The following is a 21,460-nucleotide window of genomic DNA, read 5'->3' as shown; positions in this document are numbered from 1 at the left end:
ACAGAGACAAGGTAATGCGATCTTTACTTGCTTTAACACTTTCAACACTTGCCCTTACAGGGTGCGTAAGTGAAAGTAGTTATAACGGCAGTGACAAACCCGTCGTCGAAAACAAAATCAATAATGCAGGCGCAGCACGCACTCGTATCGCCCTCGCTTTACAATACTTAGAAACTGGCAACAACTCGCAAGCAAAGTATAACCTTGAGCGAGCTATAGAATTTGCCCCAAATCTACCTGAAGTACATTACTCTCTTGCTTATTATTACCAACAAGTAGGCGAAAAAGAGCGTGCCGATAAAGCCTATCAAAAAGCATTAGCAATTAAGCCTGACGATCCGAACACGCTTAATAACTACGGTGTGTTTTTATGTAGTATTGAAGAGTATGACCGCGCGACCGATCAATTTTTAAAAGCAATTGATATTCCAAGCTATATTCGCGTTGCCGAAAGCTACGAAAACCTTGCATTATGTGCCATAGAATTTAACGACTTTGAAAATGCAGAGAGTTACTTTAAACAAGCACTTAATCACAGCTCGCAACGTACATCGACCCTAATAAGCTTAGCCGCCCTTTTTTATGCTAAAAGCGATTTACATAAAGCCAGCGAAGTATTAAAGCGCCATGACGACACCGGCCGAGTGTCTGCACGTGCTTTATTGCTTGGTTATTTAATTAAGCAGCGCATGGGCAGAATAGAAGAAGCAGAAAAAATTGCCGCCACCATAATGCAAACTTACCCAACAAGTAAGCAAGCCTATGCTATTCGCGATAATCGAACTAAACAAACTGAGTTTGAAATACTGCGCGAAAAATACCGTAAAGCGCAGCTCGAAGAGCTTCAAGAGCAGTATGGCGAAGAGCAAATCAGTGTTGAGCAACCAAAAATTAAAATTATCCGAAAAAAGCGCCCAACTACCGATAATTCGACCAGCTTAATTTCTCCAGGGGTTGAGCCTTCAAGCCCAGTATTAAATGAGACGGCAAAAGCACAGGCAACCATTGCCGCAGCAAACAAACAAAAAACCGTAGCTGAGCAAAATGATGACGCTAGCACTTTCACGCCAGCGGCTCAACCAACGCAGGCTGAAGTAGTTACAACAACAAAAGCAGTAGTGCCAGCTGCGGCAGCGGCTCCAACCGTAACAAATACTGCCCAAGTAGCAACTACAACATATGTGCCTGCAGAGTCTAAAACAGATACCGCAGCGGTGCTTTTGGCTTTAACAACGGATCACCAAGCGCAACAAACGTCTACTCCCACAGCTGAGCCACCAAAAGCCGTCGCTAAACAAACACCCAAAGATGATGACGAAGTAAAAATAATTTCATTTGGTGCGCCCAAACAAGCTAACTTTAACACCCCACAAAATACACGCCCTGCTGCAAATGGCCCACAGAATACGGGCTTAAATAATTCGGTAGTATTTTATGAGGCTAAAAAAGACAGTGCGGTATTTAGTAATAACCCATACAGCGACAGTAACGACATTACACTAAAAAACTACCAACCAAGTGTAAAACAAGAGCCTCCCATGCTTAATCCAAAAGTACCCCCTTTAAAGGTGCCTTTTCATATTATTGAGTTTGGTGAAAACCTATTTAGCATTTCAGTGCGATACAATGTTAAACTACAAAAACTCCTGCAGTGGAATGGTCTAAAGGAGTCGGATCGTGTTATCAACGGAAGTAAAATTTATTTAAACGATCCTAATATTTATTACGAGATTAAAGCTGGCGATACCCTTTACGACATAGCTACCCAGCGGCATGTATTAATTGATGAATTAATGCGATGGAATAAATTAAGTCCAGATATAGAACTTACACCTGGGCACAGACTATTACTAGTGGATCCAAATTCGTACCTATTATGACAGAAGAAACTACGCAACAAAGCGATGAGCCAAGTGTTGGGCAACTATTAAAAGCGCACAGAGAGCAGGCTAATGTAAGCTTAGAGTCACTTACTGGCCCACTTAAGCTTTCTATTTCGCAGCTGCAACGCTTAGAAAGCGATCAGTACCAAACGTTAGGCCCTATTACCTTTGTAAAAGGCTACATTAAAAACTATTGCCGTGAACTACACGTCAATAGCGCCCCTATATTAGCTAAATTGCCAGCACCGCCCGAGCCTACAAAGCCGGCTAACATGCAAAGCTTTTCGCGCCGCACAGAAAAAGAAGCCCACGACAGCCGCCTAATGCTGGTGAGCTACATTATTTTAGCCATTGTTATTGGCTCATCTGCCTTATGGTTTTGGCAAAATGCTACGCCTATCGATGAGCAAACAAGCACAATCAATATTGAAAATTCAATTTTAGATAACCAGCAAAATAACAACGCGCTAAATAACGAAAGCGAGAACACCTCGCAAATGCAAGCAACACAGGCAGTTGAGCGCACACCGGCTGTAATGCCTATAAGCGCTGAACAAGTCCCCTTAAATGAAGCCGTTAATGCCACGGCGCCTATTGCCGCTAGCACCCAAACAGCCACTAACGAGCCCGACACGCAAAGTAACACCAGTACAATTAACATGGTGTTTAACGATGAGAGCTGGGTAGAAATACACGATGGCGAAGGTGAGCGCATAGCATTTGGCGTAAAAAAAGCAGGCTATAAAATGGCTGTAAGCGGTACCCCGCCTTTTTCAGTTGTGCTAGGTAAGCACGACGTAGTTAGTGTTTCTCTAAACGGCGAGCCAGTTGATATTTCTGGTTATCCTAAAAATCGTTTAGCCAAATTTAAATTACCATTAGCAGAGTAGTCGCTATGTTTTCAGAATCTCCAATTAAACGCAGAAAATCAACCCGCATCAATGTAGGCAACGTACCTATTGGTGACGGTGCCCCTATTGCCGTGCAGTCGATGACCAATACCGACACCATGGATATAGATGCCACGGTAGCGCAAATCCAAGCAATACAAGATGCCGGCGCCGATATAGTGCGTGTATCTGTACCAACTATGGATGCAGCAGAAGCGTTTAAAAGTATAAAAGAGCAAGTTAGTATACCGCTTGTAGCCGATATTCACTTTGATTACCGCATAGCGTTAAAAGTGGCAAAATACGGCGTAGATTGCCTACGTATAAACCCAGGAAATATAGGCAGTGAAGAGCGTATTAGAGCCGTTGTAGACTCAGCACGTGAGCATAATATTCCTATTCGTATTGGTGTAAATGGCGGCTCATTAGAGCGCGACCTACAAGAAAAATACGGCGAGCCAACTCCCGAAGCATTACTTGAATCAGCAATGCGCCATGTAGATATATTACGCCGCCTTGATTTTGACCAATTTAAAATATCGGTAAAAGCATCAGACGTATTTTTAGCTGTAGGCGCTTATCGTTTACTTGCTAAAGAAATAGATCAACCCCTGCATTTAGGGATCACCGAAGCCGGCGGCATGCGCTCAGGCTCGGTTAAATCGGCTGTAGGCTTAGGCATGTTACTTGCCGAAGGTATTGGCGATACGCTACGTGTATCACTTGCTGCCGACCCAGTTCAAGAAATCAAAGTAGGTTTTGATATTTTAAAATCGCTGCGTATACGCTCTCGCGGTATTAACTTTATTGCCTGCCCTAGCTGCTCACGTCAAGAGTTTGATGTAGTAAGCACCATGAACCAGCTTGAAGAGCGCCTAGAAGATGTTGTTGAGCCAATGTCTGTTTCGGTAATTGGCTGTGTCGTTAACGGCCCAGGCGAAGCCCTAGTTAGTGATATTGGCCTTGCCGGTGCAAACCGCCGCTCAGGTTTATACATTAATGGCGAGCGTCAAAAAGCGCGTATTGATAACAACAATATTGTTGACCAGCTTGAAGGCTACGTGCGCGACTTTATTGCTCAAAAAGAGCAGCAAACACCTATCGACATTAAAATAGTCGAATAAATACCGTATAAAGCGCCAAACCACGGTGTTTGGCGTTTAGCTTTATAGCTAGAGGATACCCAAACGACCCCAAGATACAGAATTCAGCGATTTATACTGCGTTATTGATTTTAACAATAGAACCACTATTACTTTCAATCAATGCCTTGCCTAAATCGCTTTTAATTCCAACGACGCTCGCATCATGGGGTCATTTGGGTATATAATGACGGGTCAATTTTTAGCATTCTTGTTGTGTAAGCATTTTTTATTACACATAAACAGTAATTAGGATTTATCAGTGGCAAAACAAATTCAGGCAGTTCGCGGTATGAACGATTGTCTGCCGGGCGACACGCAAGTTTGGCAGAAAGTAGAAAACATTTTACGCGAGACAGTAGCATCGTTCGGTTATCAAGAAATTCGTTTTCCTATTGTAGAATCAACCGACTTATTTAAACGCTCTATTGGTGAAGTAACCGATATAGTAGAAAAAGAAATGTACACCTTTGCCGATCGTAACGGCGACATGCTAACCCTTCGCCCAGAAGGCACCGCAGTGTGTGTACGTGCAGGTAACCAAAATGGCTTGCTTTATAACCAAGAGCAGCGCCTGTGGTACATGGGCCCGATGTTTCGTCATGAGCGCCCTCAAAAAGGCCGCTACCGTCAGTTTCACCAATTTGGTTTAGAAACATTTGGTATTGCCACAGCCGACATAGACGCAGAAGTTATTTTACTTACCGCGCAATTATGGAAAGCATTTGGCATTAACGAACACGTACGTTTAGAGCTTAACTCGTTAGGCTCTAACGAAGCACGTGCTGATTACCGCGATGCACTCGTTGCCTACCTTGAACAGCATACCGACGTGCTTGATGAAGATTCAAAGCGCCGTATGTACTCAAACCCATTACGTGTACTTGATAGCAAAAACCCAGACGTGCAAGCAATCTTAGTGGATGCGCCTAAATTGTCTGAGCATTTAGATGCTGAATCAAAAGAACATTTTGCAAATTTATGTGAACGTTTAGACGCAGCTGGCGTCATATACACGGTTAATGAAAAGTTAGTACGTGGTTTAGACTACTACAACCGCACCGTATTTGAATGGGTAACAGATAGCCTAGGTGCACAAGGTACAGTGTGTGCTGGCGGACGCTACGATGGCTTAGTTGAGCAACTTGGCGGCAAAGCAACGCCCGCAGTTGGTTTCGCTATGGGTCTAGAGCGCTTAGTACTGTTACTCCAAGCACTTGAGTGTGTAGGTGACATTCGCCGTAATGCTGATGTATATTTAGCGGCAATGGGCGACAAAGCCAGCGTACAAGCCCCTGCCATTGCAGCGCAACTGCGTAGCGACGTACCCGGTTTACGCGTTATGGTGCATGCCGGCGGCGGTAACTTTAAAAAACAACTAAAACGAGCTGATAAAAGCGATGCACTAGTGGCCGTTATAATTGGCGAAGATGAATTAGAAAAAGGCGTTGTGACCATCAAATATTTACGTGAGCGTAAAGAGCAAGTCACACTAGAATTAGAACAAGCTAAAGCGCTATTAGCTGAGCTTATCAATAGCTAAGCTAACTTAAGAGGTAATAATGGACATTTATTCAACAGAAGAACAACAAGCAGAAGCCATTAAGCGCTTTTTTCGCGAAAACGGTATTTCACTTGCGCTAGGTGTAATTGTAGGTTTAGGCGGCTTATACGGTTGGAAAGCATACAACCAAAACCAAATTACAACTGCTGAGCAAGCGTCTGACGAATATACAACACTTGTACAAAGTGACGATGTACTTGGCGCAGCCGATACATTCATTAAAAACAACCAAGACACAAGCTATGCAACTTTAGCCGCTTTTGTTGCGGCAAAAGACGCTGTTGATGCAAAAAAATTAGACCTTGCTAGCGAAAAACTTAGCTGGATCGTTACAAACGCCCAAAGCGAAGAGCTTAAAGCCATTGCCATTACGCGTTTAGCACGTATTCAACTTGCGCAAAGTAAATTTGACGAAGCCCTAAGTACATTAAACTCGCCACTACCAGAGGCATATAACGCCAATGTAGCTGAGCTAAAAGGCGATATTTACATTGCACAAGGTAATAAAGACCAAGCTCGCACTGCGTATCAAGCAGCTGCCGATGCAGGCGGTTTAACTACAAACCCTTTATTACAAATTAAATTAGACGACCTAGCAGTAACTAGCCCAGCGGCATAAGGTTTTAGGTATGAAAAAAATAACAACAGCAACTCTCGCACTGTGCATGGCAACGCTAATGGGTTGTTCATCAAGTGATGACGAAGACGAGTTAGTACTTCCTGAAATTGTTAATCAATTTGAAACAGACGTAGTGTGGCAAGAGTCGGTTGGCAGTGGTGTAGAACATTATTTTTCTCGCTTATCGCCTGCTGTATACAAAGACACTATTTATGTAGCTAGCCGCGAAGGCCAAATTGAAGCGCTTTCGCTTACCAATGGCGACACGTTATGGGAAACCGACGTACGTGAAGACTTATCGTTTTGGCCATGGTCAGATAACGGCACAGCAAAATTATCAGGCGGTATATTACAAGCTTATGGTAAAATTTACGTAGGCTCTGAGCACGGGTTTATTATTGCCCTTGACCGCGAAACGGGTGAAGAAGTATGGCGTAAAAATGTGCCAGGCGAAGCGTTATCAAAACCAGCTGCGGGCGATGGCCTAATTTTTGTTAATTTAGGCTCGGGGAAACTATTAGCACTGCACCCAGATACAGGCGAAGAACGCTGGAACTTCGAACAAGAAGTACCCCCGCTTACATTGCGTGGCCAAAGCTCGCCAACAGTTGCAAACGGTGGTGTGTTAGTAGGCTTAGAAACAGGTAAATTAAGTGTACTCATTTCTGAGAGCGGTTATTCAGCATGGAGTGCAGAAATTGCCGTTGCTAAAGGCGCATCAGAATTTGAGCGTTTGGTTGATGTAGACACACAACCAATTATTAGCGGCCCTTACGCTTATGCTATTGCATACAACGGTAACCTAGCAGCAGTAGATATTCGCTCAGGCAATGTTGTCTGGAAACGTGAATATAGCAGCTACCGCGAAATAGCGATGGATGCACAAACTATTTACCTAGTAGATAGCGAAGGCGTAATTTACGCATTAGATAAAAATTCAGGTATTGAACGTTGGAGCCAACCCGCTCTACGTGGATGGTACCTAACAGGCCCTGCAGTTGCAGGTAGCCACTTAGCTTTAGGTGACCAAGAAGGTAACCTACATTGGCTAAACAAAGACACTGGCGAGTTAGTATCTCGTGAAGAATTTGACAGCTCAGGCTTTTTTGTTGAGCCGGTTGTAGCCGACGACAAGCTAATTTTATACACCCGTGATGGTGAAGTTAGTGTGGTAAACACCCCTAACTAACTAGCTAACACTTAAAGGTTTTTTGTAAGGCTTCGCACTGCGAAGCCTTTTGTTGTTTTTTAAAGAGGTAGTTTATGCTTCCCGTGATCGCCCTAGTTGGGCGACCCAATGTGGGCAAATCCACATTATTTAACCGTTTAACACGTACTCGTGATGCACTCGTAGCCGATTTTCCAGGTTTAACACGAGATAGAAAATATGGCCAAGCTAATTACGATGGCTATGAATTTATCGTGGTAGACACGGGTGGTATTGATGGCTCTGAAGAAGGCATCGAAACCGAAATGGCCGACCAGTCGTTACTTGCCATTGAAGAAGCCGATATTGTGTTGTTTTTGGTTGATGCCCGCGTAGGCATGACCGTTGCTGACCAAGCAATTGCTAATCACTTGCGCAAGCAAGAGAAAAAAAGCTTTGTGGTTGCCAACAAAACAGATGGCATTGACGCCGACTCAAACTGTGCAGAATTTTATCAATTATCATTAGGTAATATTCACCATATTGCAGCAGCACATGGGCGTGGTATTACACAGCTTTTAGAGCACACTTTACAACCTGTAATTGCAGAGCTTGCAGCACTAGATGAAGACGTTGCTGATGACGATGAAGAGTTAATCGACCTTTATCAAGAAGCTGAAGGCGACGATACAGACCATCAAGCGTTTGCCGATAAACCAGTAAAACTGGCTATTATTGGCCGCCCTAACGTAGGTAAGTCTACACTTACAAACCGTATACTCGGTGAAGAACGTGTAATTGTATACGATATGCCAGGCACCACCCGCGACTCTATTTATATTCCGATGACCCGTAACGACAAAGAATATATTTTAATAGATACCGCAGGTGTTCGTAAGCGTAAAAAAGTAAGCGACGTAGTTGAAAAGTTCTCAGTAATTAAAACGCTTCAAGCCATTGAAGATGCCAACGTAGTATTACTGGTTGTTGATGCTCGCGATGGTATTTCTGATCAAGACTTAAGCTTATTAGGTTTTGCGCTTAACTCAGGTCGTTCATTGGTTATTGCCGTGAACAAATGGGATGGGCTTGATGATTACGTTAAAGATCGCATTAAAACAGAGCTTGATCGCCGTTTAGGTTTTATTGATTTTGCACGCTTGCACTTTATATCTGCACTTCACGGTACAGGTGTTGGCCATTTATTTGAATCGGTTGACGAAGCGTACGAGTCAGCAACTAAACGTATTAGCACCGCAATGCTACGCCGTATTATGGACATGGCACAGGCCGATCATCAGCCGCCACTTGTTCGTGGTCGTCGTGTTAAGCTTAAATATGCGCATGCCGGTGGTTATAACCCGCCACGTATTGTAATTCACGGTAACCAAGTTCACGATTTACCCGATAGCTACAAACGCTACCTGATGAACTACTACCGTAAAGCACTTAAAATTATGGGCACCCCAATCAAAATTGAATTTAGAGAAGGTGATAACCCATTTGCAGGGCGTACTAACAAAGTAACGCTTTCGCAAAAACGTAAAATACGTGCCTTTGCAAAAGAAAACCGTAATAAATAAACGGCATAAGCGTTAATTTATTACAAAAAACGGCGTACTTTTTAGTACGCCGTTTTTTTATGCTTTATACCAATTAGTTTAATTAAGTGATCTATTTTGAGGCTTGGTATTAAAGATTAAGTAATGCCAATTGCACCAACCGCTCAACGGTGGTGTCTTGGCTATTTTTAGGCGCTTTGGGGGAGTACTTAGATTTTGGCGGCTTAATAGATATAAACCCATGATTGGTGGCCATTTCGTGAACTAACAGTTTTCGCTCTTTGGGTGTTAAATGGTTTTCGTGTATTTTTGCAAGCTCGCCGCTATCAAGCCATATGCCAGCGCAACCTGGGCACTCGTCTATTTCAACCACTTTGAGCGGCGAAAAAAACCGGCGCATCATTACTATGCTTGGGCACTTTGGGCAATTTACTCGCGATGATACATCGCCCTCACCTTCAATGTAATTACTCAAATACTTAATTAGAACCTGACCATGCTTTAACTCAGGCGAGCTAAACTTAAAAATTTGGCTGTTATCAAAAAATACGCCGCCTTGCGCTGACGTAAAAACAGTAATGCCGCCAACAAGTAAAGGTTCAAGTGGCGTATTACTACGAGGACAATACATTTAAAATTCCTTTTTATTTATTTATGTTCTTTTACTCAAGCGCTTTATGAATAAGCCCAACAAGCGGCGCTGGCAATGTAATATTACCTGCAAGTACAAACTCATGCGCGTCGTCTGACATTTTTTGCCATGTACGGCGAATAATACCTATCCATTTTTGCTCATCGTAATCAGGCTTACTATTAGCAAACCCGAGCATGTAATGCTCAATAAATACCAGGCTTGCTACGTCTTCTACTAATTGGCTGTCTGGGTTACGTTTAATATTTTTTTTAGCAACTGCATCGTACACTCTGTTTTGCTCAGCATCGCTGTACCCAGCTTGCTGCATAAGCGCAACAACACTACTTGCATGAAATATATAAAGCGCACTACGCCACTGATGATAGCCTTGCTTGTTCATTGCAAAGTCGCTACGCGGCGACTTCCAACGTTGTATATGCTGCCCACGCACTGCAATTTGCATGAGTTCATCGGCATCGGGGTTAAATCGGCTAAGCATATCGCTCATACGCTGTGAGTATAAATACTCTTTAGGAACACTCTCCCCATTAAATTGCTCACTGTTTGGGTCTTGGTTGTTTGCTTCATCAATTAAGGCGATTACTTTATTAAACATGACGGTCATTTTTTTATAATAAGTTTTAATCATTCTAAACGCTGATAAAACAATAAACTAGTGCGCCACTCAGTTACGCAGTGAAATTTGTTCAATCAAAAAGTAAAGCCTAGAGGTACAAGTTATAAAAGTAAGCGCATTGATTAAGTTAACTTGGTACTATATTGAGCACAAATTAAAATAAAAAAGCGCGACTAACTCGCCAATAACGGATCACTATGTTTAAAAAACGTATTTTAGCTATTTGCTTAGCAGCCACCTCGCTACCAAGCCTTGCCGACAGTAACAGCGATTTAAAAACCATTATTGATAACCACTGGCAAAATGCCAAAGCTGAAAAAATATTTTTTCGAACCGATCCAGACGGTTGGAAACCAAACGGCACATTACCAAATTGGAGCGAGCAAGCCATTGCAAAGCGCCAAGCGTATAACAGCAGCGTACTAAAAAGCTTAGCCAACATTGATCCAAAAACGCTCAACAAGGATCAGCTAATGAACTACCGCTTATTTAAATATGAGCGAGAAACCGAGCAGCAAAGCTACCTTTATCAAGATAAGTATTTTCCGGTAAACTTTTTAAGTGGCTGGCATACCTACTTTGCAGAAGCACCCGCTAATATGGCTTTTTTAACAGCTGATGATTACAACGCATTTTTAATCAGCCTTGCCGACTACCCGCGCTTTAATCAGCAAAATATTGATTTAATGAAAGAAGGAATAAAAACAGGATTTACCCATTACTGTAAAACCTTTGAAAATTACAGCCAAAGCATTAGCGCGCACATAGTTAAAAACCCCGAAAACAGCACCCTTTACGAGCCCTTTACGCGTATACCTAATACCTTTAGTGCAGTGCAAAAATCAAACTTAAAACAAAAAGCACAAGCCGTAATTAAAGATAAAGTAATTCCTGCGTATCAGCATTTTTACGACTTTTTTGAAAATGACTATATGCCACACTGTAGAGCGCAGCCGGGCATAGCAAGCGTGAAAGGCGGGCTTGACTACTACAAGTACACGGTTAATTACTACACCACAACAAACGCCACACCTAAACAAATACACCAACTAGGCCTTAAAGAAGTCGCGCGTATTAAGGCGCAAATGCAAAATATTATTGATGAAGTAGGCTTTGATGGCACCTATAGTGAGTTTTTAGAATTTTTAGCAACCGATGAGCAATTTTACGCAAAAGACGCGCAAGACTTGCTAGAAAAAACCGCGTTCATTACGCAAAAAATGTATGGCAAATTGCCCACTTACTTTGGCCACTTACCGCGTAACACCTTTACTATTAAGGGCTCAGCAAGTCGTGGTGCGTTTTATATGCCACCACCAGATAACCGCTCACCAGGTACTTACTTTTTAGCCTCAACACCTAAACTGCAGCCTTTATATAATTTAGAAGCACTTAGTCTGCACGAAGCCATACCCGGGCACCATTTACAAAACGCCATTGCTATGGAGCTAAATGTACCCGAATTTAGACGCACACTTAGCCACTCTGCATTTGGCGAAGGTTGGGCACTATACACAGAACGCTTAGGTAAAGAAGCTGGTTTTTATCAAAGCCCGTACAGCGACTTTGGTCGTTTAGGTTACGAAATGTGGCGTGCAGTGCGCTTAGTGGTTGATACCGGTATTCATGCCTTTGGTTGGAGCCGCCAAAAAGCAATTGATTACTTAGCCAGTCACACCGCTTTACCACAAAGCGCAGTGGAAGATCAGATAGATCGTTATATTTCATGGCCAGGCCAAGCGCTCTCGTACAAAATGGGCGAAATAAAAATACGAGAGCTTCGCGCAAAAGCCGAAAAAGAGCTTGGCACACAATTTGATATACGCAGCTTTCACGACACTGTTATTGGCCAAGGCTCATTGCCTATGGCAGTGCTTGAAGACGTTATAAACGATTGGATAGCAAAACAAAAATTGGCTATTTAACATTAATGAAGGCGGTATTATTTTCCGCCTCTTTCTAAACGGGCTTTTTAATGAAACACCTACTTATTTTTATATCATTCATTTTATTTAGCAACCAAGCTAATGCGTTTTGTTTAGAAGCATCAAACTACATAGAGGGCGTAAAATATGGCGTTTGTGGGGAGCAAACAGATTCAATTTCCCTTACGCCTTATTTTATTATATGGATGCTTTTAAATGTGTTATTTGGGCAAATGCTTAATAAACCAAATGTACACGTGGGGTTTAAGTATTTACTTTTCCTTTGTGCATTTCCACTCAGCCCGCTAGTGCTTTTAATGAATTTAACTGGAATGATGGTATCTCGCGTTTATAAAAAGTATTCAAACCCAGCAGCAAATAAAACCCAAGCTAACCATGTTTGCGCAGAACCTGTTATTGAAAAGCCGAGTGTTAATCAGCTAACAATTGGCGAGTACACTTTTGACAGCCTGCAGCAGTCTTTAATAAAAGAAGATAACCTCTACACATTAGAGCCTAAATGCATGCAGGTGCTTAGCTACTTAATAGAACAACAGCCAAGAATAGTTAGCCTTGAAGAGTTACACAATAATGTATGGGAGAATCAAATTGTAACCGACACCGCAGTTAGGCGAGTTATTAGCAAACTACGTGTGACCCTTAACGATAACGACACAAAAAACCCCACATATATAAAATCTGTAATGAAACGAGGTTATCAGCTTATAGCTGAAGTAAAAACACAACCTATTGAATAGTAATGACTTATAAAAGTTATAACCAAGGTAATACCATGGTTATAACTTTATAATAACTAGTTAATGGCTTTGTTATCGTTATTTTTTGCCAATCGTTTTAATTTGTTTAGGCGCTATAGAGCGACCCATAAAATTAAATAATTAAGGAAGAAAATATGAAACACTTATTACCTCTATTACTAGTATTAATCATAACAGTAATTACATTAAGCCTTATTAACAGCAACGAGTGTATAGAAATAGGTAACGCATCTATTGCCAGTATTTCATTTGGCACTTGTGATTTATCTAACCCTCAATCAAACATATCACCACTTTTAGCTTTATTTTGGTTAGCCATGAGCGTTTGCTTTGCAATTACATTACCTAAATCAACTGTTGCTAATAAGTACAAAATTGCCTTATTTATATTTGGTTTACCACTCACTGTTTTTGTTTATTTAATTGCCTATATATCTGAAAATATACGCCAAGCCACTCAATCTCTTAAGTAAACTTATATGAGCAAGTCACACTTGCTCATCCTTTCTTAATTAAATACAAGTGAAAATCAATCCCTACCCGCTTTTGCTTCGTAAACTTAATGATTACAAAAACCAGAGCATAAGTATGAGCAAACGCATTTTATATTGGCTACAAAACGATTTACGCCTAACCGATAACCCAGTTTTTAGTGACCTTGCTACTAGGCAGTGCGCGCTTGATGTTGTATTTGTTATAAACCCGCACTGGTTTAAAAATAATAATTACCAACAAAAACCTTACGGCATACACAAACAGCAATTTTTAATGCAAAGCTTGTACGAACTACAACAAGCACTTATTGAGCGCGGGCAAACCCTGAATGTGCTTGAGGGCGAACCCGTATCGCTTTTAAAAGCGCGTATTAATGAGCAAAATATTGATGAAGTGGTATACAGCGAACAATTTGGCGTGTACGAGCAACGCCAAATAAACTTACTCAAAGCACATTGCCCCAATACACAATTTACAGGGTCGCAGCAAGACACGCTATTTAAGCAAAGTGATCTCCCCTTTGATTTAAGCGAATTACCTAAGCACTTTACCCCGTTTCGTAAAAAGGTAGAGGCAGCTAATAGCCCTATTACACCAACAACTTTGCCAAACGGCTTGCTGCCTAAGCCAATAACTTTATGCGCAAAAAAACCTATAGAACGTATAACAAATAAAGGCGTAATGCATGGCGGGCTTAACAGTGCGCAAGCTCATTTAAAGCAATACTTTGCAGGCGCAATGCCAAGTACTTATAAAACGACTCGCAACGAGCTTGATGGCTTTAACAACACCACCAAATTTAGTACTTGGCTTGCCTTTGGCTGTATAAGTGCAAAACAAGTTTACAAAGCCGTAGAAAATTACGAGCAATGCAATACAGCAAACGAGTCTACTTACTGGATTAAATTTGAATTGCTATGGCGAGAGTATTTTAAATGGCACGCACTTAAAGCAGGTAACAGCCTGTTTAGCTTTAAAGGGCAAAAAAAAACTAAACCGCTTACTACTTTTACACCTACACGCTTTGCTGCTTGGTGTAACGGCACAACGCCTTACCCGCTTGTAAATGCCATTATGGAAGAACTAAACACTACGGGTTACATTTCAAACCGAGCAAGGCAAATTGCAGCAAGCTGTTTAGTAAACGAGCTTGGCCTTGATTGGCGATACGGCGCAGCCTATTTTGAGCAACAATTGATTGATTACGATGTAGCAGCAAACTGGGGCAACTGGCAGTACATAGCCGGTGTGGGGGTTGACCCACGTGGCGGCCGCCACTTTAATATACAAAAGCAAACGGCGCAGTTTGATCCAAATGGTAATTACACCAATAAATGGCACGGGCACAGTAATAAAACGCAGCAGCTCGATCACTTAAACGAAGTAGACTGGCCTATTTAAGCCAATCTCCCTCCACCAGGTTATATTTAAAACAGCTGCGCAATACCTATATTAATGGCAAAGCCAGCTAAGGTTAAAAACAAAAATAAACAACCTGCTAATAACAGTGGCTTTATACCCGCTTGGCGAATAGCGCCAACGTGGGTACGCAGCCCAAGTGCGACCATGGCAATGGTAAGTAGTATATTATCAAACCATATAATAGCGCTTGTAGTACCTTGTGGAATAACCGATAACGAATGCACGCCACTTGCCACTATAAATAACACTGCAAACCAAGGGATTGTAATTCCTGATTTTTGCTCGCCGCCATGTGCGTTTATGTTTGCATGCTTTTTACTTTGCCAAAACGATAAGCCTACTAAAAATGGCGCAAGCATCATTACACGGAGCATTTTTTCAATCACGGCGGTGTCGGCCGCATTGGCACTTACCGCAGTCCCTGCTGCTACCACTTGTGCAACTTCATGAATGGTTGAACCAACAAAAATACCGTACGCATGCTCACTCACACCCATATATTCAAACATAATGGGGTAGGCAAACATACTTAACGTGCCAAACACCACAACCGTTGCCACCGCTACAGATACTTTATGCGCTTGTGCTTTTATAACTGGCTCAGTTGCCATTACCGCTGCGGCGCCACAAATAGAGCTACCCGCACCTATTAGTATGGTTGTTTGTTCATCAAGCTTAAAAGCTCGCTTACCTAGCTGTACTGCTAATATAAACGTACCAAGCAGCATTACCACATCGGTTAATAGGCCATGCCAGCCCACACCCGCTACTTGCGCAAAAGTAATTCTAAACCCAAATAAAATAACGCCCGCTTTGAGTAATATACTTTTAGCGTAATCAACGCCTACATCTGTACGCGTAGCTATACGCGAAAACACACTGTTACCCACAATAATGCCAAGCACAATACCAATTGTTAAGGAGCTAAATTGCGCACTTTGCATTATAGGTAACTTACTTAATGCAACAGATGCCCCCGCTAACACAACCACCAGCAGTATACCTAACCACCAGCGCGTATCGCCGTACTGCTTAGTATTAATACCCAAAGGCTGAAAACTACTTTTAATAGCGCTAAGCATAATATTCCCTCACTTAAACCATATTGATGTGTTGACTTAATTGTAAGAAAGCTCAAAATATAACTCCAATATATTAAAATCATGATTTGATAACTTAAAGTTATACAATTTAGAGTTATGCAATTTAAGGTTGTTCAATGAACTTACATGCACTTAGGGTGTTTTATACAGTGGCTAAATTGGGTAGTTTTTCAGGCGCAGCCGAAGCGCTTTTTATAAGCCAGCCCGCTGTTTCTAAAGCGCTAAAAGAGCTAGAGCATCAGTTAAATATGCAACTTATTGAACGTGCATCTAAGGGTAAAAAGCTCACCTTAAGCGAAGGCGGTCAAGCCCTATATGATCACGCCCGCAGTATTTTTGCTATCGAAAAAGCCGCCATTGAAGATATTAAATCGCGCACAGGGCTTAAGCGCGGTACATTAGTTATAGGCACCAGCACCACCATTGCCAGTTATTGGCTACCGCCTTATTTAGCCAAATTTGGTGCGCAGTACCCGCATATAAAAGTAGAAGTACAAGTGGCTAATACCGCGCAAATTGAGCACGCATTGCTAGAATGCACTATCGATTTAGCACTGGTTGAAGGCACACCTACCGAGCCGCACATTATTAGTAAGCACTGGCAAAATGATTTAATGAGTGTGGTTATACCGAGCAACTTTAAGCCCACTAAAGACTTAAAAGCGTGGTTAAACGAGCAGTTTTGGTTATTACGCGAGCCAGGCTCTGGCACGTTAGAAATGTCGGTAAAGTTATTAGCACAACATGACGTACAAGCAGAGCAAAGTATGCAATTAGGCAGCAACGAAGCAATAGCAAGAGCTGTTGCTCAAGGTATGGGGGTCGCTTTATTGCCAAACGTAGTCACAGAGGATTTAGTGCAGCTAGGTAAATTAACGCGCCTGAGCCAAAAAAATAACGAGCAACTCTCTCGCCCACTATACCAACTGCATTATAAAGACAGACCGTCTTCGCATGCTGCACAAGCGTTCGAAAAAAGCTTGTTTAGTGAATAGTGATTATGTGAGTAAAATTAGAATTGAGCTGTAAGTTGCGAATGTTTGGTTTAAAGACACTGGTTATACCCACATTCGAGTTTGCTTTAGAGCGCACCGGAAAGCCAATTCGAAAACATGCGCTTGTTACTGCGTTTATCTAATGTATTAATTCATGTTAGAGGAAGTTACACTAATCGCATTTAAATCACTAAGTGAATTCGGGAATTCTCGACCATCTCCTACGATTGAAGTGACTAAGTCAAAAAACCAAGGGTCAGAGTGTGGAGATGTTACGACTGATTCAATGAGAGTATTTAAATCCAGCTTGACAGTATATCCTGATCTGTAGGAATCTAAGTTAGCTCTAATCTCTTCTGGATCTACTGAGTACGGGGCGTCTGCCCCTATGACATCATTAACAAAACCAAAGTCTCTTAAACATAAACGAAATTCATTCTCGAAAGAATATGGCATGCTTTTGCAATAAATGTGTGTTAAGAGATTGTCGCCTCTAGCTGGCATTTGGTTTTTAAAGTCTAAATATTCAATCAGTCCACCTAGTACAGTATAGTTTTTGTTTTTTCCTAATGATGATTTAAGTCGACCTATAGTAGACTTAATTGCAATTCCGTTGTGATGATTACAGTATAACTTCCACATATGATAAGACTCATGAGTGCTGATATTCCAGCAAGTCACATAAGAATTGTAGATGGCAGCCTCATACATATTTCTTTGTAAATCGATCTCCCTCGATTTTTGTTCGGATTGCGGAACTTGTGCCATTCCTACTTCTGGCATTCCACCAAACTGTACTTTACTGTTACCAAAAAACTGAGGAGCAAATTTGGTATTTAGAATTCTTTCTACAAGTGATTCCCAATGTGCAGTTGGAACTTTCCCCTCAAACGGGTCAACTTCCCAATTTTTATCTAATCTTGCAAACCAAAGGGATTGACTTGAAAGTAAAGAAATAAACTTGCTTAAATCCATATACTTCCAAATCACAGTATCATCATCTAGGGTTTCGCCATTCGTAAATGGCTGAAAAACATTTTTGGAAATCTCTTCAAATCGCTCTGTTCGCACCAAGCTCACTTCATCAGCCCACCGCTCAACATATAAAACGGTATCAGTAGCATCCGCAAGTATATTGAAATTTGTTACAGAATCACCTAACCGCACTGAGACGTTGTAATGGGTATTTAGCCCCGTAATATTTCGTTCACAGTCAATCAACTCAAATTTCTCGAGAGAGTGAGTTTTCCTAAGCTGTTTGATTTTTTTTAAGTTCACCTTTACCACTCATTCTAGAAGAAACAATTTATAGTGCGCCCATAATGCAAAAAACAAAGATAGCCAAATGGATCAAACCCGACTTCACGCATTGTAATTTTAAGAGCTCACTCATAGCAGTTCACCAGCTACCCATAAATCTATTAGCTAAATCCGTAAGCTCTTATACCCCCAAGCTCTACTCACAAACCCTGCGTTAAATCTTGTGCCAATGTACCCGTTGGTTTTTCAATTACGCGTACTAACTCTTTACCCTCGTCTTTTACTATAAACGTAGGGGTGTATTGCAAGTCGTGCGCTAGTGCTATTCCAGCGTCGTCTTGCTTGTTATAACCCACGGCCACATATTTAACGCTTGCAAGTTTTACCTTTGATTCATCAAGTAACTTAATAAGCTTTGGGACTTCGCGTTGGCTGTCGTGACACCAAGTGCCAAATAATACAACTAATGCCTTGCCTTCTAGCTTTTGCATTAAGGCTATATCTTGCTCGGTTGGCGTAAATGCGTTGTACTGCTTATTAAACTTATCGTAATCGCTTAATAGTACATCAGTTGTAATATCGCCCGAAAATGGCGCAGTAGCGGCATTACTTACAAGCGGCATGCTTAACGCGCACAATAAAATTAATTGTTTAAACATAAGGTTAAAGTAACTTTTAAAGTGAGTAATTAAGCTCACTATACTGAATATTACTGAATGTTTACACATTGTTTGCACCTTCTATTTTTATAGTTTGCCCACTTTAATAAAATAATAAGCGTGCATACATGAATATAAAACCTTTTATATTTTATTCAGTTATCGCCTCTACTACATTTTTATATGGCTGTGGCGGTACTGAGCAAACAACCGATAGCAGCACAGAGCAAACTGACTCATCATCAACAACCACCTCCACGGGCTTAGTTATTAACGAAATTGTCGCAAGCCCAAGCGATACCACCTACGATTGGATTGAGCTATACGCCACTGAAGATATTGCCGACTTATCGGTATTTTCGCTTGTTGATGATAACGCCGATAGAGTGCCTCAAGCTTTACCCGCAGTAGCGCTTTCGCAAGGTGAGTTTATTGTTATTCAAGCCATTGATGAAACCGACACGCCGCCCGATAGCGGTTATTACGTTACCTTTAAACTAGGGAGTGACGATGCGGTTACATTATATGAGGACGGCACTGCGGTGTCTGTACTTGATTGGGAAGAAGGCGAAGCCGCAGAAGGCTTTAGTTACGGCTTATACACCGATGGCACCGGCACCGCGCAAACACTAACACCCACAGAGGGCGCAGCTAACCAAACAGCCGATACCTCTACGCTTGTTACAACGCTAATTGCTGAAGATGCCCCACTGCGTATAAACGAAGTAGTAGCAAAAGACAGCAGCGGCGGCGAGGACTGGATAGAGCTTTATGTAACAAGCAGTAGCGATGTTTATTTAGCCGACTACACACTAAGTGATGACAATAACGAGCAATTTGCTCTACCTGATATTACGTTATCGCCTGGTGAGTTTTACCGCATTTACGCAAGCACCGATGATTTAGGCGACCTGCCAAGCGTAGCGTTTAAATTAGGCGCAAGCGATACCGTCAGCCTTTACAGTAACAATGTAATTATAGAGCAGTTATCGTGGAATAAAGGCCAAGCGCTAAGTGGTTACAGCTATGGCCGCTATCCAGATGGCAGCGATGCAACTGCGGTACTCACTCCAACAGAGCTTAGCTCAAACAGCCAAGCAACCCACGGGCCACTCGTTATTAACGAAATAGTGGCAAGCGCCGCAGACGATGGCAACGACTGGTTTGAGCTATACAACAACAGCGAAAATACAATAAACTTAGCCAACTACCACGTTATTGATGAAAGCGACGACATAGACCCCGTAACCCTTCCCGACATAGATTTATACGCAGGTGAATACATTACTATTTATGCCACCGATGAAGACCCAGGCACTTACTACGTCCCTTTTAAACTAGGCAAAGAAGACGAGCTAAACTTAATACTCAACGATGAAGTAATTGACTACATTGACTGGGACGAAAGTGATGTAGCCACAGGCTTTAGTTACGGCCTAAGTAGCAGTACAGGCTTTACTCATGCGTTTTTAACACCCACCCCAAGTAGTGAAAATACAGTTGCAACCGCCTTTACACCCACAGCGGTTAATACTCTTTCTATTACAATTACCGACGAAAACTGGCAAGACATTCTAGATAACCCACTTGATGAGCAGTACCACGAAACCGCTATTACCTTTAACGGGGTAACACTCGATAGCGTGGCTATTCGCACTAAAGGCGGCTCAAGTTTAAGCAGCGTTGCCAACTCTAGCAGCGACCGTTACAGCTTTAAGGTTGATATTAACGAATATGTGTCGGGGCAAAAGTTTTTTGGGCTAAAAAAATTCACACTACAAAACTCGTTTAACGACCCGTCGTACATGCGTGAAGTAATCGCCTACGAGCTAATGGATGAAATGGGCGTGCCAACGCCTGAGCATGCTTACGTTAACTTTTATGTAAACGGCGAACTATTTGGTTTGTATTTAATGGTAGAAGCCGTAGATGGCGAATTTGTTGAAAAACACTTTGCCAACAGTAATGGCGATTTATACAAGCCAGATGGCACAGGCAGCGATTTATTATGGCTAGGTGACGACATACAAAGCTATACCGATATAAACCTGCAAACCAACGAAGACACCACCGATAACGGCGCCTTTATTAACTTTGTAGAATCGCTCGATAAAGGCGAAACCACCGCCATAGAAGTAGACACACTTTTACGTTATATGTCGGTAAGTACTTCACTGTCTAATTTAGATAGCTACCACGGCCCGCTTGCACATAACTATTATATTTACGATGACGATGGCGTATTTAGCATTTTGCCGTGGGATTTTAACGAGTCATTCGGCACATTTAACATGGATTGTAATAGCGTAGATGTAAGAGAGCTCTACATTGATGAGCCTGTAAGCGGGGCATTAAGCGAGCGCCCATTAATTGCTAATGTATTTGCCGAGCAAAGCCACCTCGATACGTACCACAGTTACTTAACACAGCTTATTAATGGCTCACTTTCAAGCGACACATTTAACGCACGCGTAAATGAAATAGCCGATTTAATTCGTGAGCACGTACAAAACGACCCAACTAGCTTTTATGGCTCAACCTACTTTGAGCAAAACCTAACCTCTACCACGGGGCAGTTTTACGGCTTAACCTCGTTTATGGAGTACCGCGTAGCAAATATGGCCGCGCAGCTTGATGGCACATTGCCCTCAGCGGGTGATGGCAGCGGATTTTGCGCTAGATAAACAACCCATCCTTGATGCGGTGTCAGCACGCTGGCACTGCACTCTATTACTTTGCAATTT

General features: G+C 42.0%; 18 protein-coding genes. 13 read left to right on the top strand and 5 right to left on the bottom strand.

Features of this window, described 5'->3' with window-relative positions:
* Nucleotides 1-14: 14 nt before the first annotated feature.
* The 7 genes from pilW (at nucleotide 15) to der (ending at nucleotide 8,828) form a co-directional block, all read left to right on the top strand.
* A complete protein-coding gene (gene pilW, locus MTF68_RS04095; protein WP_248461742.1) occupies nucleotides 15-1,880 on the top strand; it encodes a type IV pilus biogenesis/stability protein PilW in 1,866 nt (621 codons plus the stop codon).
* Nucleotides 1,877-2,773 carry a RodZ domain-containing protein gene (locus MTF68_RS04090; RefSeq protein ID WP_248461741.1) on the top strand — a complete coding sequence of 299 codons (897 nt, stop codon included), beginning with the start codon at nucleotides 1,877-1,879 and terminating at the stop codon, nucleotides 2,771-2,773. Before pilW ends, MTF68_RS04090 begins: the two co-directional genes overlap by 4 nt.
* Nucleotides 2,774-2,778: 5 nt before the next feature.
* Entirely contained in the window at nucleotides 2,779-3,897 is a 1,119-nt protein-coding gene (gene ispG / locus MTF68_RS04085) for a flavodoxin-dependent (E)-4-hydroxy-3-methylbut-2-enyl-diphosphate synthase (RefSeq protein WP_004586992.1), read from the top strand.
* A gap of 280 nt (nucleotides 3,898-4,177) precedes the next feature.
* Nucleotides 4,178-5,458: a histidine--tRNA ligase gene (gene hisS / locus MTF68_RS04080; RefSeq protein WP_004586991.1), complete on the top strand. Its 1,281-nt coding sequence runs from the start codon at nucleotides 4,178-4,180 to the stop codon at nucleotides 5,456-5,458.
* A 19-nt stretch (nucleotides 5,459-5,477) separates the two neighbouring features.
* Nucleotides 5,478-6,098, top strand: coding sequence for a tetratricopeptide repeat protein (locus tag MTF68_RS04075; protein ID WP_004586990.1), 621 nt, complete (start codon nucleotides 5,478-5,480; stop codon nucleotides 6,096-6,098).
* A gap of 10 nt (nucleotides 6,099-6,108) precedes the next feature.
* The gene (bamB, locus tag MTF68_RS04070) at nucleotides 6,109-7,287 is read left to right on the top strand and encodes an outer membrane protein assembly factor BamB (RefSeq protein WP_004586989.1); all 1,179 of its coding nucleotides are present in this window, start codon (nucleotides 6,109-6,111) and stop codon (nucleotides 7,285-7,287) included.
* A gap of 74 nt (nucleotides 7,288-7,361) precedes the next feature.
* The gene (der, locus tag MTF68_RS04065; RefSeq protein ID WP_004586988.1) at nucleotides 7,362-8,828 is read left to right on the top strand and encodes a ribosome biogenesis GTPase Der; all 1,467 of its coding nucleotides are present in this window, start codon (nucleotides 7,362-7,364) and stop codon (nucleotides 8,826-8,828) included.
* Nucleotides 8,829-8,937: 109 nt separating this feature from the next.
* Here the strand turns inward: der and MTF68_RS04060 are convergent, their stop codons facing one another.
* Together MTF68_RS04060 and MTF68_RS04055 are read right to left on the bottom strand one after the other, a co-directional pair.
* The gene (locus tag MTF68_RS04060) at nucleotides 8,938-9,438 is read right to left on the bottom strand and encodes a zf-TFIIB domain-containing protein (protein WP_248461740.1); all 501 of its coding nucleotides are present in this window, start codon (nucleotides 9,436-9,438) and stop codon (nucleotides 8,938-8,940) included.
* 31 nt (nucleotides 9,439-9,469) lie between these two features.
* Nucleotides 9,470-10,057 carry a DUF4202 domain-containing protein gene (locus MTF68_RS04055; RefSeq protein WP_248461739.1) on the bottom strand — a complete coding sequence of 196 codons (588 nt, stop codon included), beginning with the start codon at nucleotides 10,055-10,057 and terminating at the stop codon, nucleotides 9,470-9,472.
* Between the two features lie 218 nt (nucleotides 10,058-10,275).
* On the opposite strand from MTF68_RS04055, the gene MTF68_RS04050 reads away from it, so the two are divergent.
* From MTF68_RS04050 to MTF68_RS04035, 4 genes are all read left to right on the top strand, one after another.
* The gene (locus MTF68_RS04050) at nucleotides 10,276-12,003 is read left to right on the top strand and encodes a DUF885 domain-containing protein (protein WP_248461738.1); all 1,728 of its coding nucleotides are present in this window, start codon (nucleotides 10,276-10,278) and stop codon (nucleotides 12,001-12,003) included.
* 50 nt (nucleotides 12,004-12,053) lie between these two features.
* Nucleotides 12,054-12,761 carry a winged helix-turn-helix domain-containing protein gene (locus MTF68_RS04045; protein ID WP_248461737.1) on the top strand — a complete coding sequence of 236 codons (708 nt, stop codon included), beginning with the start codon at nucleotides 12,054-12,056 and terminating at the stop codon, nucleotides 12,759-12,761.
* 155 nt (nucleotides 12,762-12,916) lie between these two features.
* On the top strand, nucleotides 12,917-13,255 hold the full coding sequence (locus MTF68_RS04040; RefSeq protein WP_054981643.1) for a hypothetical protein: 339 nt from the start codon (nucleotides 12,917-12,919) through the stop codon (nucleotides 13,253-13,255).
* A 115-nt stretch (nucleotides 13,256-13,370) separates the two neighbouring features.
* Nucleotides 13,371-14,678, top strand: a complete 1,308-nt coding sequence (locus tag MTF68_RS04035; protein WP_248461736.1) for a DASH family cryptochrome — start codon at nucleotides 13,371-13,373, stop codon at nucleotides 14,676-14,678.
* Nucleotides 14,679-14,704: 26 nt separating this feature from the next.
* Here the strand turns inward: MTF68_RS04035 and MTF68_RS04030 are convergent, their stop codons facing one another.
* Nucleotides 14,705-15,781, bottom strand: coding sequence for a YeiH family protein (locus tag MTF68_RS04030; protein WP_248461735.1), 1,077 nt, complete (start codon nucleotides 15,779-15,781; stop codon nucleotides 14,705-14,707).
* A 137-nt stretch (nucleotides 15,782-15,918) separates the two neighbouring features.
* Between MTF68_RS04030 and MTF68_RS04025 the strand changes: the two genes are divergently transcribed.
* A complete protein-coding gene (locus MTF68_RS04025) occupies nucleotides 15,919-16,797 on the top strand; it encodes a LysR substrate-binding domain-containing protein (RefSeq protein ID WP_248461734.1) in 879 nt (292 codons plus the stop codon).
* 147 nt (nucleotides 16,798-16,944) lie between these two features.
* On the opposite strand, the gene MTF68_RS04020 is transcribed toward MTF68_RS04025, so the two are convergent.
* Nucleotides 16,945-18,075 carry a DUF2971 domain-containing protein gene (locus MTF68_RS04020; RefSeq protein WP_248461733.1) on the bottom strand — a complete coding sequence of 377 codons (1,131 nt, stop codon included), beginning with the start codon at nucleotides 18,073-18,075 and terminating at the stop codon, nucleotides 16,945-16,947.
* A gap of 182 nt (nucleotides 18,076-18,257) precedes the next feature.
* Entirely contained in the window at nucleotides 18,258-18,716 is a 459-nt protein-coding gene (locus MTF68_RS04015; protein WP_348983615.1) for a thioredoxin family protein, read from the bottom strand.
* Between the two features lie 128 nt (nucleotides 18,717-18,844).
* Between MTF68_RS04015 and MTF68_RS04010 the strand changes: the two genes are divergently transcribed.
* On the top strand, nucleotides 18,845-21,400 hold the full coding sequence (locus tag MTF68_RS04010) for a CotH kinase family protein (protein WP_248461731.1): 2,556 nt from the start codon (nucleotides 18,845-18,847) through the stop codon (nucleotides 21,398-21,400).
* Nucleotides 21,401-21,460 lie beyond the last annotated feature (60 nt).

Source organism: Pseudoalteromonas sp. 2CM37A (genome assembly GCF_023161885.1).
In the GTDB taxonomy this organism is placed as follows: Bacteria; Pseudomonadota; Gammaproteobacteria; order Enterobacterales; family Alteromonadaceae; genus Pseudoalteromonas; species Pseudoalteromonas atlantica.
This window is presented reverse-complemented; position numbering and strand designations above follow the sequence as displayed.

Excerpts from the sequence above, each read along its gene's own strand:
- pilW (WP_248461742.1), top strand. The coding sequence starts at position 15 with ATGCGATCTTTACTTGCTTTAACACTTTCAACACTTGCCCTTACAGGG.
- MTF68_RS04090 (WP_248461741.1), top strand. The coding sequence starts at position 1,877 with ATGACAGAAGAAACTACGCAACAAAGCGATGAGCCAAGTGTTGGGCAA.
- ispG (WP_004586992.1), top strand. The coding sequence starts at position 2,779 with ATGTTTTCAGAATCTCCAATTAAACGCAGAAAATCAACCCGCATCAAT.
- MTF68_RS04075 (WP_004586990.1), top strand. The coding sequence starts at position 5,478 with ATGGACATTTATTCAACAGAAGAACAACAAGCAGAAGCCATTAAGCGC.
- bamB (WP_004586989.1), top strand. The coding sequence starts at position 6,109 with ATGAAAAAAATAACAACAGCAACTCTCGCACTGTGCATGGCAACGCTA.
- der (WP_004586988.1), top strand. The coding sequence starts at position 7,362 with ATGCTTCCCGTGATCGCCCTAGTTGGGCGACCCAATGTGGGCAAATCC.
- MTF68_RS04060 (WP_248461740.1), bottom strand. The coding sequence starts at position 9,438 with ATGTATTGTCCTCGTAGTAATACGCCACTTGAACCTTTACTTGTTGGC.
- MTF68_RS04055 (WP_248461739.1), bottom strand. The coding sequence starts at position 10,057 with ATGTTTAATAAAGTAATCGCCTTAATTGATGAAGCAAACAACCAAGAC.
- MTF68_RS04050 (WP_248461738.1), top strand. The coding sequence starts at position 10,276 with ATGTTTAAAAAACGTATTTTAGCTATTTGCTTAGCAGCCACCTCGCTA.
- MTF68_RS04045 (WP_248461737.1), top strand. The coding sequence starts at position 12,054 with ATGAAACACCTACTTATTTTTATATCATTCATTTTATTTAGCAACCAA.
- MTF68_RS04040 (WP_054981643.1), top strand. The coding sequence starts at position 12,917 with ATGAAACACTTATTACCTCTATTACTAGTATTAATCATAACAGTAATT.
- MTF68_RS04035 (WP_248461736.1), top strand. The coding sequence starts at position 13,371 with ATGAGCAAACGCATTTTATATTGGCTACAAAACGATTTACGCCTAACC.
- MTF68_RS04030 (WP_248461735.1), bottom strand. The coding sequence starts at position 15,781 with ATGCTTAGCGCTATTAAAAGTAGTTTTCAGCCTTTGGGTATTAATACT.
- MTF68_RS04025 (WP_248461734.1), top strand. The coding sequence starts at position 15,919 with ATGAACTTACATGCACTTAGGGTGTTTTATACAGTGGCTAAATTGGGT.
- MTF68_RS04015 (WP_348983615.1), bottom strand. The coding sequence starts at position 18,716 with ATGTTTAAACAATTAATTTTATTGTGCGCGTTAAGCATGCCGCTTGTA.
- MTF68_RS04010 (WP_248461731.1), top strand. The coding sequence starts at position 18,845 with ATGAATATAAAACCTTTTATATTTTATTCAGTTATCGCCTCTACTACA.